Source organism: Halovalidus salilacus (assembly GCF_031852275.1).
Lineage (GTDB): Archaea > Halobacteriota > Halobacteria > Halobacteriales > Natrialbaceae > Halovalidus > Halovalidus salilacus.
The window spans coordinates 4,092,503-4,112,527 of the sequence record NZ_CP134700.1; the positions used below are offsets into that span (position 1 = coordinate 4,092,503).

Sequence of the window (20,025 nt, forward strand, 5' to 3'; positions counted from 1 at the left end):
TCCTCCATCAGAGGAGATCGTGTTCCCGCAAGTATTCGACGACACGCTCGGCGGCCTCGTCGGGTGGTGCGTTGATCACCTCTCCACCCGAACGACCCTCGTCGGAGTCGCGACCGAGCATTCGATAAATGCGTTCCTCGACCGTTCCACCGCGGGGTGGTTCTCCTCGCCCCCATCTTTCATGAGGAGCGACACGTTCAATCGTGACATTTCCCACGTTCATCGAAAATCGATTCTCTCCGGGTGCGACGTCCTCGAGAGGGATCGACTCGATTTCCGCCCGACGACCGGCGACGGCCGTCTCCAGAGAAGCCCGTCGTGGATTCGCGAAGCTGCTATCGATACCGAGAACCGCCGGCAACGAGATGCCGAGGACCTCCTGGCGACCGATCTCGAGCTTCCGCTGCACAGCGAGTTCGTTGGCTGCAAACTCGTCGTCCGCGGCGACGTCGTCGGCCCCGATCGTCGTGACTCGGGTCGCGCTCGGCCACTCAAGTCGCGCGGCCGCCAGCCCGGCCGCCTCGACACCCATCAGCGGAGCGCGTTCGCCGACGTACAGCGCGTCGGCGTCTTCGACGGCGGTCGCGCGGGCCAGCACGCGCGCGTACTTTTCGCCGGCGATCCCCTCGATGGGATCGAAGGAGACGTGGACGCCCCGGTCGGCGCCCATCGTGAGCGCGGTTCTGACGGCGTCGTTCGCCGGGCGGCCGCCGATTCCGACGGCGACGACGGTCTCGGCGGTGTCGAGGGCCGCTTCGACCGCGACGCGGTCGGCGACGCTCAGTTGCTGACGGTACGGTCGCGCCGTTCCGCCGTCGTCGATGAGCCGGTGCGGTGAGGGACGGACCCCGACGGCGACTTTCATCTCGACTGCCACCTCCCGGCGGCCGGAATCGTTCCGTCGAGGTCGCGATCGACGCCGGGGCCGACGTCGAGTATCGCATCTGGTTCGCGCGACACGCGGCTCACCCGAAGTCGAATTCGACGCCCTTTCCACCCTCGGTTTTCGACCAGGAGACTGCACCCTTCTCCGGATCGTTGGCGCAGAAGACCATGCACGCGCCGCACTCGACGCAGGGTTCGTACGCGAAGTAGATGCCGCCCGTCTGCTCCTCCTGGTAATCAAAACACTGGGCTGGACAGAGGTGAAGGCAGGGTTTGTCCTCGCACGTTACGCACTCGTCGTTGTCGACGGTGATGTGGGCCTCGTCGCTGACGTCCCAGTTCACTGTCTCGAGGTCGTCCTGTACGCTCATACTCGGCGGTTCGGTTCTCGCGGCGGGGTTGTTCTCGTCGTGTGTGACATACGCATACTCCCGTGCTAGATCACTCATCCCTCTCCGTGGTAATTGTTCTTGCGATTACGCGAGGGTCGCCCCGTCGAGGATTTTGCTCGATCGTCTCGCCGACCGCCTCCTCTCTGTTCTCTCAGTCCCGACAGGGGGACACCGTACGGAGTAGCCGCCGAGAACCGGGTCCACTGCTACGCCTTCACCAGGATCGAAGCGGCGCTCTTTTCGTCGGAACGGCTCTGGTTAATCGCCAGACCGCGCCGACTTGATCCATCACGACTAGGGAGTTGAAGCGGGAAGCGGCGGATGGTTCATGTCCAAAATTTCCCTCTTTACTGGGAAGGTCGTGACGTTGACTAAAAGTGCTGTTGGTGACCGAGGCGAATCCGCCGCCACCCTGCGGGGCGGCGGATTTGCCGACTATGCCGTCATTTCGCTGCCTTGTCTCCGGATTTACTTGGAGAAATCCTACTGCGAAGCGCTCGATCTTCTGAGCGAGATGCCAGAAATATTGGCGGAGATCAGCCTTCTCAAGGCCGATTTCCCAGATCACTCGACGCTAGTCAAGGCGTTTGACAGGATCAAGATGGTGGTCTAGCGAGTGCTGCTGCGCCTGTCGGCGCAGCTTCACGAGCCATCTGGTCACGCTGCGATGGACGCGACATTTTTCGACCGCGAAAACGCGAGCAAACACTACTATCGACGGACGAATTATCGTGTTCAGACGCTCAAAACCACCGCACTCGTCGATACTGAGTCACAAGCTATCCTCGACGTTCACTGTACAACCGAGAAACGTCACGACACGCAGATCGGCTGGCAACTCGCCCACCACAACACGGGCGAGTTGCACAGCCTTGCCGCTGACAAGGGCTATGACTGGCAACGATTACGTGATAAACTCTGGGAAGAGGACATAAGACCGCTGATCAAGCATCGAGAGTTCCGTCCCATCGATCCGCGCATAACGCGCGTGATCGATGGGACTCTCTCCGGCCAGAGAGCGTTATCTGAGACTGTCTTCTCCGTGATCAAGCGCACGCTCGGAGACGCCGCGCGTGCGCGAAGCTGGTACCGTGAGTTCCGTGAAATCGTGCTGATGTGTGTCGTCTACAACATCAAGCGTGCCGTCAACTAGTGAAATCAAGCGCCGTATGGCGATTCACCACGGCCGTCGGAACCGACCAGAGCGTGGCTCGAGTGGCGGTACTTCCGGTAATTCACCGATTCGCTCGTTCTGAGCGCGTTCCGTCGCGTTGTCAAATGCATGCAGTAGAGATACCAGCCGGGTGAACGCGTCGGCGGATCCGTCCGATCTAGATATCACGAGATACCAATCAGATAATAAACCAATAATAATATATGCTATGCCATATCATGGCAACTAGGTGCAAGCCGATGGCTAGAGACGACCAGACCACTAGTATCGAGCCGGAGAAGGAGACGGATGTCGACGCGATCGTTATCGGTGCGGGCTTTTCGGGCCTCTACATGCTTCATCGCTTACGCGACGAGCTGGGGCTGTCGGTGAAAGTTATCGACAAGGCCGACGACGTGGGCGGTACCTGGTACTGGAACAAGTATCCCGGCGCCCGGTGTGACAGCAGGAGTTGGCTCTACTGTTTCTCGTTCGACGAGGAACTGCGAGACGAGTGGGAATACAGCGAAAAGTTCCCTGAACAGTCCGAAATCCAGGAGTACCAACGATTTGTCGCAGATCGGTTGGACCTCCGGAAGGACATCGAGTTCAACACGGAAGTCACGTCGGCCGTCTTCGACGAGGAGAGGGAAACCTGGGAGATCGAGACCGACGACGGGTCGTCGATCTCGACCCAGTTTTTCGTTCCCGCCGTCGGTTGTCTCTCGACGCCGTACCTCCCCGATTTCGACGGGATCGAGACCTTCGAGGGCGAGTGGTATCACACCGCCAAGTGGCCGGAGGAGTCCGTCGACCTCAGCGGCAAACGCGTCGGGCTGATCGGGACGGGCTCGACGGGGATCCAGGTTATGCCGCGACTCGCCGAGCGAGCCAACCATCTGAAGGTCTTCCAACGAACGCCGAATTACGGCGTTCCCTCGCGAAACGAACCGCTCACCGACGAAAACTGGGAGGAGATTCGCGAGAACTACGACGAACGGTGGGAGCGAGCGCACGCATCCGACGACGGGCTGGGCTTCGAGACCAAGTACTCGTCCGTCGACGAAGCCCCGGAGGACGAGTTGGAGCGGACCCTCGAGGAGGCGTGGGAGGAGGGCGCGCAGGCGCTCCTCAACGTCTTCGAGGACGTGATGGTAAACCCGGAGTCCAACGAGAGAGTGGCCGAGGTCATCCGATCGAAGATCCGCGAGATCGTCGACGACCCCGACATCGCCGAGAAACTCGTCCCGACGGACCACCCATACGGAGCCAAACGCCCGCCGCTGACCTACGATGGGTACTACGAGAAGTTCAACCGGGACGACGTCGAGCTCGTCGACGTCGACGAGTCCCCGATCGAACGAATCGATCAGAGCGGCATTCAGACCGCCGATTCTCACCACGACCTCGACGTGATCGTCTTCGCGACCGGCTTCGACGCGGTGACCGGAACGCTGGAGCGACTGAACGTTCGGGGGAGCGACGGAATCAAGCTCGAGGAGAAGTGGGACGCGGGTCCGCGGACGTACCTCGGACTCGCCACGCACGGATTCCCGAATATGTTCACGGTGACCGGACCGCAGAGCCCGTCGGTGCTCACCAACATGACGGTCGCCATCGAACAGCACGTCGAGTGGATCTCCGACTGCATCGAGTACGTGCTGGACAACGACTACTCGATCATCGAACCGACCGAGGAGGCGGAGGACGAGTGGGTCGCGCACAACAGCGAAGTGGCCGACCAGACGCTCTTTCCGAAGGCGGAGTCCTGGTACATGGGCGCCAACATCCCCGGGAAGGAGAGCACGTTCCTCATCTACCCCGGGGGCCTCAAAGCGTACCGCGAGCGATGCGAGGAGGTTGCCGAAAACGATTACGAAGGCTTCGAACTGAGACGCTCCCTCGAATCGACGGTAGCGGACTGAGGATCAGCGATATTGTCCAATACTGGGACGTCCGGTTCTCTTCTATGCACTGGGGCGGATATCTCTCGGCGTAGTCTTTCGAGGGGAACCCGTCCGGCGAACGCGAGCCGGCTCGAGGCGAACCTCAGACCGAAGGTTAATTAGAGAGGCGAAGCGAGAGCGTCCTCGCTAGAGGGAACGAACCGAACGGTAGCCGTCGTAGAGGAGATCCCTGAGACTCGCGTCGCTTCGGCGGAACGCCCGCCACGCGCGTCGCCACGTCAGGCCGTCCGCGTCGGCGCTCGAGGAGTACATTCCCCTAAGCGTTTCGACCGCCATCCCCGGATAGGCGTCGTACATCCGCTCGTTCTCGAGGAACGCCGGGAGGTGGCGGTGCTGTTTCATATCCCGGAGCACGTACGAGTCCACGAGGCGCTGGTCGTACCGGTTCCCGAAGGTGTCCCAGTCGCCGTTCTGCCGGCACTCGATCGCCGCGTTCGCCGCTTCGACGCCGCTGCTCACGCCGTAGTCGAGCCCGCGGAACGTGTACCCCTTGTTGAGGACGAGTCCGGCCGCGTCGCCCACGAGCGCGACTCGCCGGTCCGCCCGGTCGGGAAGCGTGTCGTAGGAGAACTCCGGCACGAGGATTCCCTGGTACTCCTGCAGGACGTCGCCCGCGACGTACGGCCGGACCGTCTCGAGCTCCATGAACTGCTCGAGCAGCGAGTACAGCGGCGTTCCGGTTTCGCCGTACCCCTCGTCGCCGAGCCAGCGCAGCACCTCGAGGCTCCCGACGGCGCCGACGGAGATGTGCTCGTCGAACGTGTAGATGAAGTAGCCGATGGTCGGCGCACCTTCGGGGAATCCAGTGTAGATGTAGGCGGCACCCTCGTCACCGTTCAGGTTGAACCGTTCGTTGATCGTCTCTCGATCGAGTTTGATGACTTTCTTGACCGACAGCGCCATGTCGTCGTTGCGTATCGTCCGCCGGATGCCGGTCGCGCGACCGACGGTCGAGTTGACGCCATCGGCGCCGACGACCGCGCGACACGAGATGTCCCCGTCGGGTCGATCCGTGTGAACGACAGCCCCGTCGGCGGTCTGGGTGACGTCGACGACCGTCGTCTCGGGGATGAACACCGCTCCCTGCGCTTCGGCCTTCCGGACGAACCACCGGTCGAACTTGCCGAGCATCAGCGTATAATTCGGTTCCTCGCGGAGATCCTGATCCCGGTAGCCGATGCCGACCTCCGCGTCCCCGTGAAGCAGTTTGACGTTGTGCTCGACGACGTGGCGCTCGACGGGCGCCTCCTCGGGGTACTCGGGGATCAGGTCGGCCACGACCTCGCCGTACAGGACGCCCCCGGTCACGTTCTTCATCCCCGGCTGCTTCGCGCGTTCGACGAGGGCGACGTCGATCCCCTCGGAGGCGAGTTTGTACGCCGCCGCCGCTCCGGCGCGGCCGGCGCCGACGACGACGACGTCGAACGAGGCGCCGTCCGCACTCATCGCGTCACCTCTTCGGTCTCGACCGCCTTCTCGCTCGCGTCCCGGATCGCCTCTGCGATGACCGGTCCGTACTCGAAGACGTCGCCCACGACGCCGAGGTCGGCGGCGTTGAAGATCGTGGCGTCGGGATCGCTGTTGATCGGGATTAGGTGATCGGCGTTGACCGACCGCATGTGGTACGGATCGCCGGAGATCGCACACGGGACGTAGAGGTCGACGTCGATTTCCTTCCCCGTCACGCCGATCTGCCGGTCGTACGGAACCCACCCCTCGTCGGCCGGCGGGCGCGACGCGCCGATCGACGCGGCGACCGCGTCGGCCAGGTCGTCGATCACGTCGAAGCCGTCGGGGCCGTCGAGGCCGTATCCGCCCGCGACGATGCGGTTCGTCCGAGAGAGGTCCCGCTCGGGAACCTCGAGGACGTCGACGCGACGGATGGCGCCCTCGCCATCGCCCTCGTCCGCGTCTTCGAGGCGGACGCGGTGGATCCGTTCGGGTGGAGCGTCGGCGGACGTCCGCTCGGTCGGACGACCGAGGACGTCGACGTTCAACGAGACGACCGGAACGCCTCGGTCGAACGAGATCCCGGCGTACGCACGGTCTTCGTACGCGGGCCGACCCGCGCGGAGCTCCCCGTCTCGAATACGGAGCAGACAGTCGGTGACGCACCCGCCGCGAAGTTCGGTCGCCGCGGCGGCCGCGAGGTCGTCCCCGTCGGGTGTACTCGGCAGGACGACGGCCATCGGTTGCTCGTCCTGTCGTGCGAGCGAACGGAGCGCCTTCGCACGGGAGCGGATGCCCGCGGAACCGGACCGAAACGAGCCGTCCTCGCGCACGAGACGAACGAGTTCGTCGACTCGAGCCGTCGTCGACTCGAGGTCGAGCGATTCCCCCGCTCCCTCGAACCAGAGGGCGGTCACCCGCGGCCGGTCCTCGACGACCCCCTCGTCCTCCAGCCGATTCGCCAGCCGGTCGGCCTCGTGAATGATCGGATCGTCGGCGGCGGTCGGGATCGCCCAGATCGGGCCCGTCATCGCGCGGTCACCTCCCTGCTCATCTCCCGGGCGAGCAACTCCCCGTCGTAGATCGCCTTGTCGATGAACCGCGGCGCGACGCAGTCGCCGATCCGGTGGACCGAATCGGCGTCGAGCCGAGCTTCCAGCGCGTCGGCGATCCCGGATCGCGGTTCGCGGCGGTTCGCGACAACCAGCGAGTCGGCGGCGAGCGCGGTGATCTCCTCCGAGTAGACGTTCATCAGCTGGGCGACGCCGTCCCCGAACCCGATGATCGTCGTGTGCTCGATCAGCTCGACATCGTGTTCGTACAGCGTCTCGAGGAACGGGGGCACGTTCGTCCCCTCGAGCCGGTCGCCGGGGTGGTAGGAGGTCGTCACGAACGACACGTCGCGTCCCTCGACCGCCAGCTGTTCGGCCACTCCGACGCCCCCGGTGTGTTTGTTCTCGTCGAAGACGATGACCGACTCCCCGACGGGTTCGCCCCGGAGGACCTCCCAGGAGGAGTGGACGTTCGGGCCCGGCAACTGGGGCGGTCGCTCCTGGGCGCCCGTCGCGACGACGACGTCGTCCCACCGGTCGGCGTCGACGTCCTCCGGCGTCACCTCGACGCTGGTTTCGACGGTCACGTCGCGGTTCTCGAGCCGGTTCAGGAGGTTGCGGACGGCGTCGCCGAACTCGCGCCTGGAGTCGATCCGCGTCGCGATGTTCGACTGGCCGCCGAGTTGCGCCTCTCGCTCCCGGATCGTCACGTCGTGTCCGAGCTCCGCGGCGGTCACCGCGAACGACAGCCCCGCCGGCCCGCCGCCGACGACCAGGATTCGCCGTCGCGACGCCGCCCCGTCGACGTCCTCGAGGTGCGGGATTTCGGTCTCGCGTCCCGACCGGGGCGTCTGGATGCAGCCGACATGCCCGTTCGTGTGGATCCCGCCGAGGCAGTTCTGGTTGCAGGCGATGCAGTGGGTTACCTCGTCGTCGGCTCCGCGTTCGACCTTCCGGACAGTGTCCGCGTCGCAGATGAGCTGTCGGCACATACCGACGAAGTCCGCCCGACCCTCCTCGAGGATGTCGTTGGCCTTCGTCAGATCGTTGATCCGGCCGGCGGCGATGATCGGCACGTCGACGAGTTCGCGGGCGCCGGCGTAGTACTCCTGGGTGTACCCGAGCGGAGCGTGCATCGGCGCGTCGGTGACGTAGAGCTTCGAAATGGTGGCGATGTCCGAGTCGATGAAGTCGATGCTCGGGTGGAGGTAGCGGATGACCTCAACCGCGTAGTCGTAATCGTAGCCGCCGTCTTCCATCTCGTCGAGTGTTAGCCGGATCCCGACCGGAAACTCCTCGCCGACCCGATCGCGGATCGCGTCGACGATCTCGTTCACGATGCGGACGCGGTTCTCGACGGAGCCGCCGTACTCGTCCTCCCGGCGGTTGTACTTTGGCGACAGGAACTGACGCAGGATTCCGTCGTGGCCTGCCTTGAGTTCGAGCCCGTCGAGGCCGCCGCGCTCGACGTGTTCTGCGGTCTTGGCGAATCCGAGTTTTACCTCCTCAATGTCATCGCGTTCCATCCGTTTCGGCATCTCGTAACCGAAGCCCGTCGGGACCGCAGACGGCGCCCACGTCTCGCGCATCGCGTGTTCGCCGGAGTCCTCGGCACCCGTGTGCTGTAACTGGGCGAAGACTTTCGCCCCGTGTTCGTGACACGCATCCGCGATCATCTCAAGTCGGGGGACGACCGCTGGATCGTACCCTGACGCGTACATCGGGTTCGACGCGCTCGGGTGAACGAGCATGCTTGAGGGGCCGATGATGAGGCCGACCCCGCCTCGTGCCCGTGCCTTGTAGTAGGCCGCGTCCCGTTCGGTCGGAAGTCCGTCCTCGGCGAATCCCGTCTCGTGAGCGAGAAAGACCGTCCGGTTCCGGACGGTCACGGACCCGATGGACTTGGGTGTGAAGAGCAGATCACTCATGATGTCCGTTGACACTGGACAGAGAACAGGGGCACGGATAAAGTTCTACCGACGGAACCGTCACCCGGCGGTGGAAAACGATGAGGGCGACCCGTCTGCATCTCGTATTATCACCAGATGCAAGGAGAGCGAACCTGTATTTGATAAATAATTTATAATATCGTGGGTGACAGAGACGAACACTATTGCGCATTGGTAGCGGGGGTGCTGACTCGCTGGACACAATAGCGAGAATCCGAAAACACGAATGCAAACGACAGTAGATATCGACACCGGCGGGACGTTCGCCGACGGCGTGATTCGGCGGGGCTTCTACTACGGGTGAAATACCAGCAACGTGGTGGATCGAGGGCTCGAGACGTGTGCGTCACGGCCACGCTGAATCACTGGGAAGGCGATCGTCAGACGGTCGTCCGACAGCTACCGCGACTAGAACTGTTCGACCGCTCCTCCGAACGCCTCCGGAATCGGAATTGGCTCATGAGTCCCTTTGTCGATGAACGCGGTCGTCACGCTTCTGTCGAACACCAGGTCGCCCTCGACGGTCCGGGTGACCTTGTAGGTGACCGATGTCGTCCCAAGCGATGGCACGAGGGCGACTGTCACGCGGTCGTCGACCCAGGTCGAGTCCCGATAGTTCACGTCCACGTTTACGACCGGCGGGACGTAGTCAAATTCGCGGCTCGAGATGGACGTCCGTGAGGAGGCCAACGTCGAGGCGGCCGTCACGGACGCGCTTGACCGGGTCGGTAGGATCGACACCCTCGCGAACAACGCTGGGATCGTGACAATATTGGATCCGATCGAGATGGACGAGCTGATTGATACCAATCTCAAGGGCCCTAGCTCTGTGCAAAGCACGTCGGCAGACACTTCGTCGACGGTGGTGACGCGGCAAGGTCGTCTCGACGCCGTCGACCGCCGGACGCATCGGTACGGTGAGCGCCGACCACAACACCGCATCGAAGCCCCGAGTGATCGGACTGACGAAGACCCTCGCGCTCGAACTTGCCAATCACGGTGTCACCGCCACCTGCGGCTGTCCGACGGGCGTTGACACGCCGATGATCTCCGGAACGTCGGAGACCTACGGCGAGGAGATACTGGAGAAGATGGGCGAGATAGGCGGTCCTCCCAACGTCCTCAACACCGAGGGGCCCACGTTCGAGGCTCGGGACGTCAACGAGCCGTTCGTGTGGCTCTCGAGCGACGCCGCCCGCTACGGTACGGGGATTGCACTCACCGTAGATGCCGTCACAGTCGCCAACTGGTATCACTGACAGCGCGGTACGCTTCCAAACAGCGCTATTTGTAGGAGTCGGCCACCGCCGGTCCAACGGTAATTCTCGTCTTCGTCGAGAGACCTCTAAAGACCAGTCGACGCAGGCGCTCGGCGCAGTACCACCCCACCGAGAACGATGCCAAAACCGGGACGAGGAACATTCAAGGGCGCTGTCCGAGCGACGCTCTGTGAGAGGGAAGTAATTTTATGAGAGGTCGCCCGGTTATGGATAACGCATGTCATACGACATCGGCGGGAAGACGGCGATAGTCACGGGAGCGGCGTCGGGTATCGGTCGAGCCACGGCCGAGCGCCTGGCTGAGGAGGGCGTGAACGTCGTCGTCGCCGACGTAGACGTCGAGGGCGGCGAGGAAACGGTCGCATGCATCGAGGACGACGGCGGCGTCGCACGCTTCATCGAGACGGACGTCTCGGACGAGACAGCGGTCGAACGGATGGTCGAGGAGACGGTCAAGGAGTTCGGGTCGCTCGAGCTGGTGCACAATAATGCCGGCGTAGAGGGTGAGAGCGCGACCACCGCCGAGCACACGGAGGAGAACTGGGATCGGGTGGTCAATACGAACATGAAGGGGGTCTGGCTGTGTATGAAACACGAGATCCCGGCGATGCTGGAGAGCGGCGAGGGCGCGATCGTCAACACCTCGTCAATTTCCGGACAGACGGGGGCCGGGGACGCCCCCTATGTCGCGACCAAACACGGCATCCTCGGACTTACCCGCACCGCCGCCGTCGAGTACGCTCAGGAGGGGATCCGAGTGAACGCCGTCGCACCCGGCGTCATCGACACGCCGGTGTCCGATCGGTTCCGCGAGGCGAACCCCGAGGAGTTCGAACAGTTCGTCCAGATGGCACCCCTGGGTCGCATGGGCGAACCGATGGAGATCGGAAACGCGGTCGCGTGGCTTCTCTCCGAAGAGGCCTCGTTTGCGACGGGGGGACTGTTCCAAGTCGACGGCGGCTTCATGGCGCTGTGATCGTCGGTGTCGGTAGAACGGCGACGTAGCCACGACGGCCTTCGGAACGGAGGCGGTTCAAACTGATATGGTACAGTACGATTTCAGCGGCCGGGTCGCGGTCGTGACCGGCGCCGGACGCGGCCAGGGTCGATCGCACGCGATCGAGTACGCCCGCCACGGCGCGGACGTCGTCGTCGTCGACCGGTGCGGGTCGATCGAGACCGGTCAGTACCCGCTCGCAACGGAGGAAGACCTCGCGGAGACGGTCCGAGCGGTGGAGGCGCGGGGACAGCGAGCGCTCCCGCTCCGGGCGGACGTCCGCGAGGAGGACGAGGTCGAAGCGGCCGTCGCGGCGGCGCTCGACGAGTTCGGGAAGATCGACGTCCTCGCGAACAACGCGGGCGTCTGGAACGTGGCCGACCTCGTGGAGATGGATCAGCGTCGCTGGATCGACCTCCTCGAGATCGATCTGAAGGGGACGTGGCTGTGTTCGAAACATGTCGCCCGCCACTTCGTCGAGCGCGGGGACGGCGGCAGAGTCGTGTCGACCTCCTCGACTGCCGGACTCGTGGGCGCCAGGGGATCGGGACACTACGCCGCCGCCAAACACGGCGTAGTCGGGTTGACGAAGATGCTGGCGCTCGAACTCGCCGAGCACGGCGTCACCGTCAACTGCGTCGCGCCGACGGGGGTCGACACGCCGATGATCGACGGAATCCTCGAAACGGTCGGCGAAGAGGCGTTGACCGGCGTTTCGGACGCGAGCGGATCGATGAACATCGTCGACGAGCAGCTCGTCGATCCCGTCGACGTGAGCGAGGCGTACATGTGGCTCTCGAGCGACGCCGCCAGGTTCGTCACCGGGGTCGTGGTGCCCGTCGACGCGGGGATGACCGCGAAGTGACGGCGGATGCGGCGTCCGAGGGCGGTTCGGATCGTTCAGAGGCGACGAGCGAGCAGTTCGCCGTCGTAGTACGCGCGGTCGAGCTTCCGCGGTGCCACCGCGTCCCCGACGCGGTAGACCCCGTCTCGTCGGTCCCGTAGCTCGAGGTAGAGGCTCTCGTCGGCTCGGCGCCGACCGGCGACGACGATCGTATCCGGCGTCCGCGTCGACCGCTCGCCGGTTAACGTGTTCCGCAGCGTCGCCGTCCCGTCGGAGTCGACCGCCTCGAGGGTGTGATGACCCTTGAACGTCGCCCCGCCGGCCTGCAGCGCCGCGACGAAGCCGGGGAGGTTCGGCTGCTCGGTCGCGAATCCGGGGTAGTGATCGGTCGTAACTACCTCGACGGTCGTCGCCTCCTCGACCAGCCGCAGTCCGGTCTGGAACGCGATCACCCAGCGGTTGTCGTCGAACAGCAGGACGTCGCCGTCGACCGACGCGCCGTCGAGGACGTCGAGCGCGTCGATCACGTCGCCTTCAAAGTCGTACGCGTCGGGGTCCGGTCGGGTCGCGCCGGTCGCCACGACGACGGCGTCCCAGTCGGATTCGATCGAGTCGGCGGTCACCCGCGACTCAAGTTCGACCGTCACGCCCGCCTCCCGCACCGCCGCTTCGAGGTCCTCTTTCGCGCGCGCTAGCGGCTCGAGCGGTCCCCGGGCGGCGAGTCGGAGCTGTCCGCCGAGTTCGCCGGCGGCCTCCCGAAGCGTCACGTCGTGACCGCGGTCGGCCGCGGCCGACGCGAACCGCATGCCGCCGGGTCCCCCGCCGACGACGAGTACCCGCCGGGGGAGCGCCGCCGGTTCCGCATCCGCGATCGGCGGCAGGTCCCGCTCGCGGCCCGTCCGCGGATTGACGACGCACTCCACGTGTCCGCCGTGTGCGTGCCCGTAGACCCCCTCGAGACACTTCTGGTTGCACTCGAGACAGCGGTCGTGCCGTTTCCCCTCCCCGATCGCTTCGACGGTCCGCTCGTCGGCGAGCAGCTGCCGGGTGAAGCCGACGAAGTCGACGCCGGCGTCGAAGAGGCGCTCGACGTCCGCCGCGGTCGTCAGCGGCTGGCGCCCCACCACTGGAATGTCGACGGCGTCCACGGCCGTGCGAATCGGCTCGAGCAGGTCCGGCGCCGCGGCGGCGAGACCCGCGTGGGTACGGTCGAACGTCGCCCGGGTGCCGACCGTACAGGAGAGGTAATCGAACCCCTCGAGCGAGGCGAGCAGCGCCGGAATGTCGTCGAACTCGTAGCCGCCGTACTCCAGTTCGGCCAGCGAGAGGTGCAGGCCGACCGGGCCCGCGGTGGCCTCGCCGACCCGCGCGAGGACCTCGTTGACGAATCGGGCGCGACCCTCCCAGTCGCCGCCGTACTCGTCCGTCCGGGCGTTGTACCGGGGCGATAGGAACTGCCGCAGGACCGAGTACGGTCCGGCGTTCAGTTCGACGCCGTCGAACCCGGCCGCCTCGAGGTTCTTCGCCGCCGCGACGAACCCGTCCCGAACGGATCGAACGTCGGCGGAGTCCATCGCCTTCGGTATCTCGTAGGCCGCGTCCGACGGCGACGCCGACGGGGCGAGTTGCGGTTGCATCTCCCAGTCGCCGGTCTCCTCGCCGCCGGTGTGGGTGAGCTGTCCGACGATTACCGATCCGGCGTCGTGAACGGCGTCGGCGACCGTCGCGAGGGCGTCTACGGCGTCGTCGTCATACGCGTCGACGTACGACGGACCGCTCGCCGACGGGTGAACGAGCATCTGTGCCGGACCGACGACGAGGCCGGCACCGCCGTTCGCGCGGGCGCCGAGGTGTGCTGCCAACTCCGGCGTCGGAACGCCGTCGGACACGAATCGCGTTCGGACCGACCGGAAGACCCCGCGGTTCGGAACCTCGAGGTCGCCGATAGACCCCGGTTCGTGGAGAGTCATGCGATGTGGTAATACGTAGCTCTCCTTTAAAATGCCGAATCGGCAAACGTCGGGGCGCGAGCGGTCGTCCGTTCGAGCGGCGATTCGCGGGACATCGAGGTTCGGTACTGAGCGCCGGATCGAACCGGTCACCGAACGCCCGTATTGTCCGCCGCCGTGTTGATTTACTGACCGAATCGGTACGCGGCGTTCCGAATAGTATCTTTTATCCCGTGTTACGGCGATATCCGTAAGAGCGGAAGAATGAAAGTACTCACAACGGTCGCAGAAGTGGAAACTGTCGAAGACGAGTTCGAAATCGAGGGGACCGAGATCGCGGATCGGTACCTCGGCGCCGACCTCAACGAGTGGGACGACTACGCTATCGAGGAGGCCGTCCAGCTCCAGGAGGAGGGCGTCGCCGACGAAGTCGTCACGGTCACGATCGGCCCCGAAGAGTGCGAACAGACCATCCGCCAGGCCCTCGCGAAGGGCGCAGACCGCGCCGTCCGCGTCTGGGACGACGCCCTCGAGGACGTCGACCTGCTCGACGTGGGCGCTAAAACGGCGATCCTCCGGGAGGTCGTCGCGGCGGAAGAGCCGGACCTCGTCCTCACGGGCGTCCAGTCCGGCGACGACAGCTGGGGCGGTACCGGCGTCGCCCTCGCCGAGGCGGTCGGCTACGAGTGGGCCGCCGTCGTCAACAGCCTCGACCACGACCTCGAGTCCGGCACCGCCTCTGTCCGGCGCGAACTCGAGGGCGGCGTCGAGGAGCTGACCGACGTCGAACTGCCCGCGGTGCTGACGATCCAGACGGGGATCAACGAGCCCCGGTACGCCAGCCTGCGCGGCATCCGCCAGGCCCAGCGGAAACCGCTCGACGTCCAGAGCCTCGGCGACATCGGCGTCGACGCGGGCGCCGTCGAGGGCCGGGTCGAACTGACGGACATGTACGAACCGGAGAGCGAAAGCGACGTGACGGTTTTCGAGGGCAGCGCCGAGGACACCGCCGGACAACTCGCTGACCTGCTCCGCGACAAGGGGGTGGCACAATGACCGACGTTCTCGCGATCACGGACCACCGACAGGGCGAACTGCGCGACGTGAGCTACGAGATCATCACCGCCGGCAGCGAACTCGCGGCCGAAACCGGCGGCGACCTCCACCTGGCGGTCATCAACGGCGACGTGGAGGCGTTCGCCGACGACCTCAACCGCGAGGGCGTCGACGTCGTCCACACCGTCGACGTGGGCGAGGAGTTCAACCACGACGTCTACAAACAGGCGATCACCCAGCTGTACGACGAACTCGCCCCGCAGTACGTGCTCGCGCCGAACAGCGTCAACGGGCTCGACTACGCGCCCGCCGTCTCCGTGGCGCTCGACGTTCCGATCGTCACCGACTGCGTCGCCCTCGAGGTCGACGGCGACGCGCTGGTCGCCAACCGGGAGATGTACGGCGGCAAGGTCGAGACGACCACCGAAGTCGACGCCGGGAACGTCATCGCGACGATCCGCGAGGGCGAGTGGGAGGCGGCCGAGGGCGACGGCAGCGCCTCGATCGAGGCGTTCGACGCCGACATCGACGAGTCCCGGGTCGGTTCGACCGTCACGGCGTTCGAGGAGGTCGCCGGCGGCGACGTCGACATCAGCGAGGCGGACTTCCTCGTCTCGGTCGGCCGCGGCATCGAGGAGGAGGAGAACCTCAGCCTGATCGAGGACCTCGCTGAGGCGACCGGCGCGACGGTCTCCTCTTCGCGCCCGATCGTCGACAACGGCTGGCTGCCGAAGAACCGGCAGGTCGGCCAGTCCGGGAAGGTCGTCACGCCCGAGGTCTACCTCGCGATCGGCATCTCCGGCGCCGTCCAGCACGTCGCCGGCATGAAGGGCTCCGACACGATCGTCGCGATCAACACGGACCCCAACGCGCCGATCATGGACATCGCCGACTACGCGATCCACGACGACCTCTTCGACGTCGTGCCGGCGCTGATCGAGGAGTTCCGGTAGACTGTTCATGGACTCATAGGGATCATCCGAACCAACATTGTCCACCTAACTAGTATTGAAATCAACAGCCACAATTATTACACCCGACATTGGCGGATAATGTGCGGACAAATGGCACAGGAAGCTTCCGGAAAAAGCGGACTTACTGGTTAGCCATTTGGTCCACGAAAACTACATGCCAGAATACGATTTCGGCGGCCAGGTCGCGTTCGTGACCGGCGCCGCTCACGGTCAGGGAGCATCGCACGCCGTCGAATACGCTCGCCACGGTGCAGACGTTGTCTGTGTCGACATTGGAGAGAACAAGGACACCGTCGAGTACGACCTCGGGACGATCGACGAACTCGAGGAGACTGCGGGTGAGGTTCGAGAACAGGGACAAAACGCGCTGATGATTCGGGCGGACGTCTCCGTCGAAGCCGAGATCGAAACGGCCGTCGAGGAGGCGGTGGATGAGTTCGGCAAAATCGACATTCTTGCAAATAATGCCGGTATCGTATCGGCTGCTGAAGCGACGAAACTCACCGAACAAATGTGGGACGACGTGATTGATACGAACCTCAAGGGTGTCTGGCTCTGTTCGAAACACGTCGGCAAGCACTTCATCGAGAACGGCGATGGCGGTAAAATTGTCAATACGTCGTCTATATCAGGCATGACCGGCATCCCGATGGGGGGCGCCCATTATGTCGCTTCAAAGTGGGGCGTTCGCGGTTTGACGAAGACGCTCGCCCTCGAACTCGCCGAGTACGACGTCAACGTAAACGCGGTCGCTCCTGGAGCGATCGACACCCCGATGGTCGCGGGGATGATCGAAGCCTATGGCGAGGATTACCTCGAGGAGTCCGCCACTGCGGTCAGCGGTCCGTTCAACATCTTCGAACCTGGAATGCCGCTCGAAGCCCAAGATATCGCGGAGGCATTCATGTGGCTCTCGAGCGACGCTGCACGATACGTAACCGGGATTACTCTCCCAGTCGAGTCGGGCTTCAGTTCGAAATAACTCCTTCTCGTGTGTCATACCAGCGACGCTCATAGGGACGTCCCGGTGCCGTTGGTATCTTCCGCGGTCCGCCCAAACTCCTCGAACCCAGTGATGTGGTCGAGGTCAAAACAAATGGAGTGTACGTTGACTATTCCTGTCATCGCCGAACGGATAGTAGTACGCTTCGACGGCTAGAAAGACTTAGATATCGGTGATCACAGCGTCCTCATCCACCGTCTGTGCATCCTCGTGCAACAGCGCCACAACGAGATACGGCACGTAGGAGTTGAAGTACTCGATCAGCGTTGCGATCCGTTCGGAGTCAATTGCCTCGAGAGAGTCCAACAACATGAACGGCGACGTCTCGTGCACATCGTGGACGAGGTAACCGGACAGCGCAAACACAAGTCCGGTAACCTCCCGTTCGCTTTCACTTAAATTTTGGACCGTATCCTCGTACACAGCTCCGGAGTCGGTGCTCCGGACGATCTTGAGATCGAACGACGACCTATTGACCTTGTGATGCTCTTCACGGAACTCCTTCTTTGTTCGATCGATCCAGATCCGATCGAGATTGTCGTACTCAAGTATCTCGAGGAGATTTTCCATGTGTTCGTTGAACCGCTCGACGGCGGATTCTTCGATCTGATCGATTCGCGTTCTGAGGTCGATGAGTTCGTCTGTGACGTCTTCCCGATGTGCCTTGACCGTCGATCGCTCGCCAAGTCGTCGCTCGATTGACGCAATTTCATCGTCGATCTCGTCGCGCTCGCGCTCCTTACGTTCGAGTTCGAACTCAAGTCGATTGACTTTCTCATGTTGATCGAGCACGTTACGCTGGTCGTCCGTTTCGAGCATTTCGATCTTGGCCTCAAGGTCGTCGATCTCGTCTGTAAATTCCTCACGTTCGCTCGTTAAATCGTCAACGCGACTCTTTCGTCGGTCAATCTCGTCTTCGATCGACTCGAAACGCCGACGGATCCGCCGGTATTCGGTCCGATGCTCGTTGAGGTCGGATAGCGTTTCGCGGTGCTTCCCAAGTTCGTTATCGACCTCAGATCGCTGCTCGAGACGCTTCTGTCGCACACGTTGGAGCTGGTCGATCGTCGTTTTGATCTGATTCCGTGCGACCGACGAACCGCAGGTCCAACAATTGATCGCCTCGTCGCCTGGGAGTAACTGATCGGTGATAGATTCGTCGTCCCGGTTTGCCTCCAGAAGCGTCGCTTTCCCGTCGGCGAGAAGCTGCTTGTTGAATTGGATCGTAGTTTGGAGTTGGGAGAGTTCATTCGAGAGCTCCGATTTCTCCTTCTGGAGCATTTCGATTTTCGTCTCAAGCCGTCTGATTTTCCGATCGTCGCTTGTCGGTAATGATTCAAGCCGCATTCGGACCTCTTCCCGCTCGCTTTCGAGCGCATCAATACTCTGACGTTCGGTTTCCATCTGCTCACGAACTCGTTCAAGTTTAGAACGTGTCTCGCGGAGTTCTTCGAGTTTTCCTTCGAGTTCAGACCGATATCCTCGACGCTCTTCGATATCGGTGTTCTCGAGTTCATCGCGCTCCGTCTCGAGTTTCGCTTCCACCGTTTCGATCTCGTCGACGACGCGCGTTCGTTGTTCTTCTAGTTCCGGGAGCTTCGTCTCAAGCTCGTCCAGATTTGTCAATTGCCCGTCGATTTCACTCTTCCGCTGTTCCAGCCGTTCGATTTCGGTCTGAATCTCCTCGGTGTCGACTGGCCGCATGATCAACTCTCGAAGATCGTTACCTCGAGCGACGGCTTGCCGTGCCTCGTTGTTTTCGAGTAGGAATGCGAATAGATCCGCAAGTTCGGGATCCTCGAGGTACGGATCGCCGTCGGTGACCATCGTTCCGTTTCGCCGTTTGAGCGCTCGTGGGTAAACGTCGTCGCCGACGGTCAGTGTCGCGCTCCCCTCGTCTGCGTCAGCTTTTAAACTTACGCGATCACTTCCGAGTGCCGCCATGAGACCTTGAAGAAGCGACGTACGGTTCGTTGCGTTCCGTCCGGAGAGTACAGTTACTCCACTCTCGAACGTCACCTCCGTTTCGTCAATACCTCCTATATTAGTAACGGTGAGTGTTGTTCGCTCCGGAACTCTCTGCTTACTCGTTTGGAATTTACTTTCCATAACTCACGTGTCATCCTGACTCATATAGATGCTCTTCATTTAATTCCATAAATTAATGTCGAGGTTTTACCTGCTGAGAGCGCTGAACCGATCTAGCAGTGGTCAGATATCTGTAGCCATCAACAAGAAACACCGTGTCGTCGAGATCGTGTTTTTCAGTCAATCGATGCAGGAATGCAGCAGCTGGATCGGTGCCTCGCCGTCCGAAGACAGCGGCGTCAAGGATGAGGCGTGAGTCTAGATCAATTGCAGCGTATACCCAAGACCAGTTGCCATTAATCCTGACAGCGGTCTCATCAACTGCGACCCGCGACGGCTTCGCCATCCTCAGAACGCGAAGCGTTCTGATGGGCCGCACGAGAGCGAAGCTCTCGTGGACGTCGGCGGGTCTGGTACGCTGCCAGCCAGCCGATGTACCCAGTGCCAGATTGCTTGATGAGTGCGTTCTACGCCGACCAAGTGAAGAATTGCTTGTGTCTCCCGAAGCGAACACCCGGTCGCGTGGAGACGGACGGCGAACACCCTGACGGGCGTCGTCGTCCGCTTACGCTCCCACGATTCATCAAATTCCGTCGCGTAGCACTCGCTGAGCAGGTCTGCGAGCTTCATGCCAAAGGAACTCTACGACCTGCTCGTTTCTCAAACTGGCCTAACTAGTGTCGTTTCAAGCCTCAAATGGTGCATAACCAACCATAGCGGTACTCGTATTGACCCCTCTGTTCACGGTTGAAGCAGCACTAGACACTTCCATGCGTTTGAGTATGCGCGCATGCTAACCTACACCGCCGTTTCGGAAGCGGCGGTGTCGGAAAAACAACGATGTCGGCCACCACTCTCCACTGGGCAGTGAAGCAACGCTTCATCTCGACAGCTAATCCCGTCGTGTTCTACGGACGGCGCAGCCGTCGCGGGCCATTATTAGTATAACTGATGTCACGAGCACCGGTGACTGATATTGAATTCAAG

General features: G+C 62.8%; 16 protein-coding genes and 2 pseudogenes. 9 read left to right on the forward strand and 9 right to left on the reverse strand.

Annotated features, from left to right (window positions below; all coding sequences use genetic code 11):
- Positions 1-7 precede the first annotated feature (7 nt).
- Both RJT68_RS20100 and RJT68_RS20105 read right to left on the reverse strand, forming a co-directional pair.
- A complete protein-coding gene (locus tag RJT68_RS20100) occupies positions 8-865 on the reverse strand; it encodes an electron transfer flavoprotein subunit beta/FixA family protein (protein WP_407038288.1) in 858 nt (285 codons plus the stop codon).
- Between the two features lie 100 nt (positions 866-965).
- Complete coding sequence (locus RJT68_RS20105) at positions 966-1,256, reverse strand: ferredoxin family protein (protein WP_407038289.1); 291 nt, start codon at positions 1,254-1,256, stop codon at positions 966-968.
- Between the two features lie 349 nt (positions 1,257-1,605).
- Here RJT68_RS20105 and RJT68_RS20110 point away from each other — a divergent pair.
- Positions 1,606-2,430 (forward strand): annotated as a pseudogene (locus RJT68_RS20110) (IS5 family transposase).
- 239 nt (positions 2,431-2,669) lie between these two features.
- Positions 2,670-4,355 carry a flavin-containing monooxygenase gene (locus tag RJT68_RS20115; RefSeq protein ID WP_407038290.1) on the forward strand — a complete coding sequence of 562 codons (1,686 nt, stop codon included), beginning with the start codon at positions 2,670-2,672 and terminating at the stop codon, positions 4,353-4,355.
- A gap of 168 nt (positions 4,356-4,523) precedes the next feature.
- On the opposite strand, the gene RJT68_RS20120 is transcribed toward RJT68_RS20115, so the two are convergent.
- The 4 genes from RJT68_RS20120 to RJT68_RS20135 all read right to left on the reverse strand — a co-directional run bounded on the left by RJT68_RS20120 (position 4,524) and on the right by RJT68_RS20135 (position 9,555).
- Positions 4,524-5,843 (reverse strand): FAD-dependent oxidoreductase, encoded by a 1,320-nt coding sequence (locus RJT68_RS20120; RefSeq protein WP_407038291.1) that lies wholly within the window; start codon positions 5,841-5,843, stop codon positions 4,524-4,526.
- A complete protein-coding gene (locus RJT68_RS20125) occupies positions 5,840-6,877 on the reverse strand; it encodes an electron transfer flavoprotein subunit alpha/FixB family protein (RefSeq protein ID WP_407038292.1) in 1,038 nt (345 codons plus the stop codon). The genes RJT68_RS20120 and RJT68_RS20125 overlap by 4 nt, the downstream gene beginning before the upstream one ends.
- Positions 6,874-8,841 (reverse strand): oxidoreductase, encoded by a 1,968-nt coding sequence (locus RJT68_RS20130; protein WP_407038293.1) that lies wholly within the window; start codon positions 8,839-8,841, stop codon positions 6,874-6,876. The genes RJT68_RS20125 and RJT68_RS20130 overlap by 4 nt, the downstream gene beginning before the upstream one ends.
- Before the next feature lie 414 nt (positions 8,842-9,255).
- Complete coding sequence (locus RJT68_RS20135; RefSeq protein WP_407040432.1) at positions 9,256-9,555, reverse strand: acyl-CoA thioesterase family protein; 300 nt, start codon at positions 9,553-9,555, stop codon at positions 9,256-9,258.
- On the opposite strand from RJT68_RS20135, the gene RJT68_RS20140 reads away from it, so the two are divergent.
- From RJT68_RS20140 to RJT68_RS20155, 4 genes are all read left to right on the forward strand, one after another.
- Positions 9,515-9,883 carry an SDR family NAD(P)-dependent oxidoreductase gene (locus RJT68_RS20140; RefSeq protein WP_407038294.1) on the forward strand — a complete coding sequence of 123 codons (369 nt, stop codon included), beginning with the start codon at positions 9,515-9,517 and terminating at the stop codon, positions 9,881-9,883. The genes RJT68_RS20135 and RJT68_RS20140 overlap by 41 nt on opposite strands.
- Positions 9,765-10,106, forward strand: a complete 342-nt coding sequence (locus RJT68_RS20145; RefSeq protein WP_407038295.1) for an SDR family oxidoreductase — start codon at positions 9,765-9,767, stop codon at positions 10,104-10,106. Before RJT68_RS20140 ends, RJT68_RS20145 begins: the two co-directional genes overlap by 119 nt.
- A gap of 238 nt (positions 10,107-10,344) precedes the next feature.
- Complete coding sequence (locus tag RJT68_RS20150) at positions 10,345-11,103, forward strand: glucose 1-dehydrogenase (RefSeq protein ID WP_407038296.1); 759 nt, start codon at positions 10,345-10,347, stop codon at positions 11,101-11,103.
- A gap of 67 nt (positions 11,104-11,170) precedes the next feature.
- Complete coding sequence (locus RJT68_RS20155) at positions 11,171-11,989, forward strand: mycofactocin-coupled SDR family oxidoreductase (RefSeq protein ID WP_407038297.1); 819 nt, start codon at positions 11,171-11,173, stop codon at positions 11,987-11,989.
- Between the two features lie 35 nt (positions 11,990-12,024).
- Here RJT68_RS20155 and RJT68_RS20160 read toward each other — a convergent pair whose 3' ends face one another.
- Positions 12,025-13,938 (reverse strand): oxidoreductase, encoded by a 1,914-nt coding sequence (locus tag RJT68_RS20160; protein ID WP_407038298.1) that lies wholly within the window; start codon positions 13,936-13,938, stop codon positions 12,025-12,027.
- 243 nt (positions 13,939-14,181) lie between these two features.
- Here RJT68_RS20160 and RJT68_RS20165 point away from each other — a divergent pair, with 243 nt between their 5' ends.
- The 3 genes from RJT68_RS20165 to RJT68_RS20175 all read left to right on the forward strand — a co-directional run bounded on the left by RJT68_RS20165 (position 14,182) and on the right by RJT68_RS20175 (position 16,929).
- Positions 14,182-14,973: an electron transfer flavoprotein subunit beta/FixA family protein gene (locus RJT68_RS20165; protein ID WP_407038299.1), complete on the forward strand. Its 792-nt coding sequence runs from the start codon at positions 14,182-14,184 to the stop codon at positions 14,971-14,973.
- Positions 14,970-15,926, forward strand: coding sequence for an electron transfer flavoprotein subunit alpha/FixB family protein (locus tag RJT68_RS20170; RefSeq protein WP_407038300.1), 957 nt, complete (start codon positions 14,970-14,972; stop codon positions 15,924-15,926). The genes RJT68_RS20165 and RJT68_RS20170 overlap by 4 nt, the downstream gene beginning before the upstream one ends.
- A gap of 175 nt (positions 15,927-16,101) precedes the next feature.
- Positions 16,102-16,929, forward strand: a complete 828-nt coding sequence (locus RJT68_RS20175; RefSeq protein ID WP_407038301.1) for a mycofactocin-coupled SDR family oxidoreductase — start codon at positions 16,102-16,104, stop codon at positions 16,927-16,929.
- Between the two features lie 183 nt (positions 16,930-17,112).
- Here RJT68_RS20175 and RJT68_RS20180 read toward each other — a convergent pair whose 3' ends face one another.
- Both RJT68_RS20180 and RJT68_RS20185 read right to left on the reverse strand, forming a co-directional pair.
- A complete protein-coding gene (locus RJT68_RS20180; protein ID WP_407038302.1) occupies positions 17,113-19,059 on the reverse strand; it encodes an archaea-specific SMC-related protein in 1,947 nt (648 codons plus the stop codon).
- A 100-nt stretch (positions 19,060-19,159) separates the two neighbouring features.
- A pseudogene (locus RJT68_RS20185) lies at positions 19,160-19,668 on the reverse strand (IS6 family transposase); the annotation flags it as partial.
- Between the last annotated feature and the right edge of the window lie 357 nt (positions 19,669-20,025).

Bases quoted from the DNA above. Each gene is read 5' to 3' on its own strand.
- RJT68_RS20100 (WP_407038288.1), bottom strand. From the start codon at position 865: ATGAAAGTCGCCGTCGGGGTCCGTCCCTCACCGCACCGGCTCATCGAC.
- RJT68_RS20105 (WP_407038289.1), bottom strand. From the start codon at position 1,256: ATGAGCGTACAGGACGACCTCGAGACAGTGAACTGGGACGTCAGCGAC.
- RJT68_RS20115 (WP_407038290.1), top strand. From the start codon at position 2,670: ATGGCAACTAGGTGCAAGCCGATGGCTAGAGACGACCAGACCACTAGT.
- RJT68_RS20120 (WP_407038291.1), bottom strand. From the start codon at position 5,843: ATGAGTGCGGACGGCGCCTCGTTCGACGTCGTCGTCGTCGGCGCCGGC.
- RJT68_RS20125 (WP_407038292.1), bottom strand. From the start codon at position 6,877: ATGACGGGCCCGATCTGGGCGATCCCGACCGCCGCCGACGATCCGATC.
- RJT68_RS20140 (WP_407038294.1), top strand. From the start codon at position 9,515: ATGGACGTCCGTGAGGAGGCCAACGTCGAGGCGGCCGTCACGGACGCG.
- RJT68_RS20150 (WP_407038296.1), top strand. From the start codon at position 10,345: ATGTCATACGACATCGGCGGGAAGACGGCGATAGTCACGGGAGCGGCG.
- RJT68_RS20155 (WP_407038297.1), top strand. From the start codon at position 11,171: ATGGTACAGTACGATTTCAGCGGCCGGGTCGCGGTCGTGACCGGCGCC.
- RJT68_RS20160 (WP_407038298.1), bottom strand. From the start codon at position 13,938: ATGACTCTCCACGAACCGGGGTCTATCGGCGACCTCGAGGTTCCGAAC.
- RJT68_RS20165 (WP_407038299.1), top strand. From the start codon at position 14,182: ATGAAAGTACTCACAACGGTCGCAGAAGTGGAAACTGTCGAAGACGAG.
- RJT68_RS20170 (WP_407038300.1), top strand. From the start codon at position 14,970: ATGACCGACGTTCTCGCGATCACGGACCACCGACAGGGCGAACTGCGC.
- RJT68_RS20175 (WP_407038301.1), top strand. From the start codon at position 16,102: ATGCCAGAATACGATTTCGGCGGCCAGGTCGCGTTCGTGACCGGCGCC.
- RJT68_RS20180 (WP_407038302.1), bottom strand. From the start codon at position 19,059: ATGGAAAGTAAATTCCAAACGAGTAAGCAGAGAGTTCCGGAGCGAACA.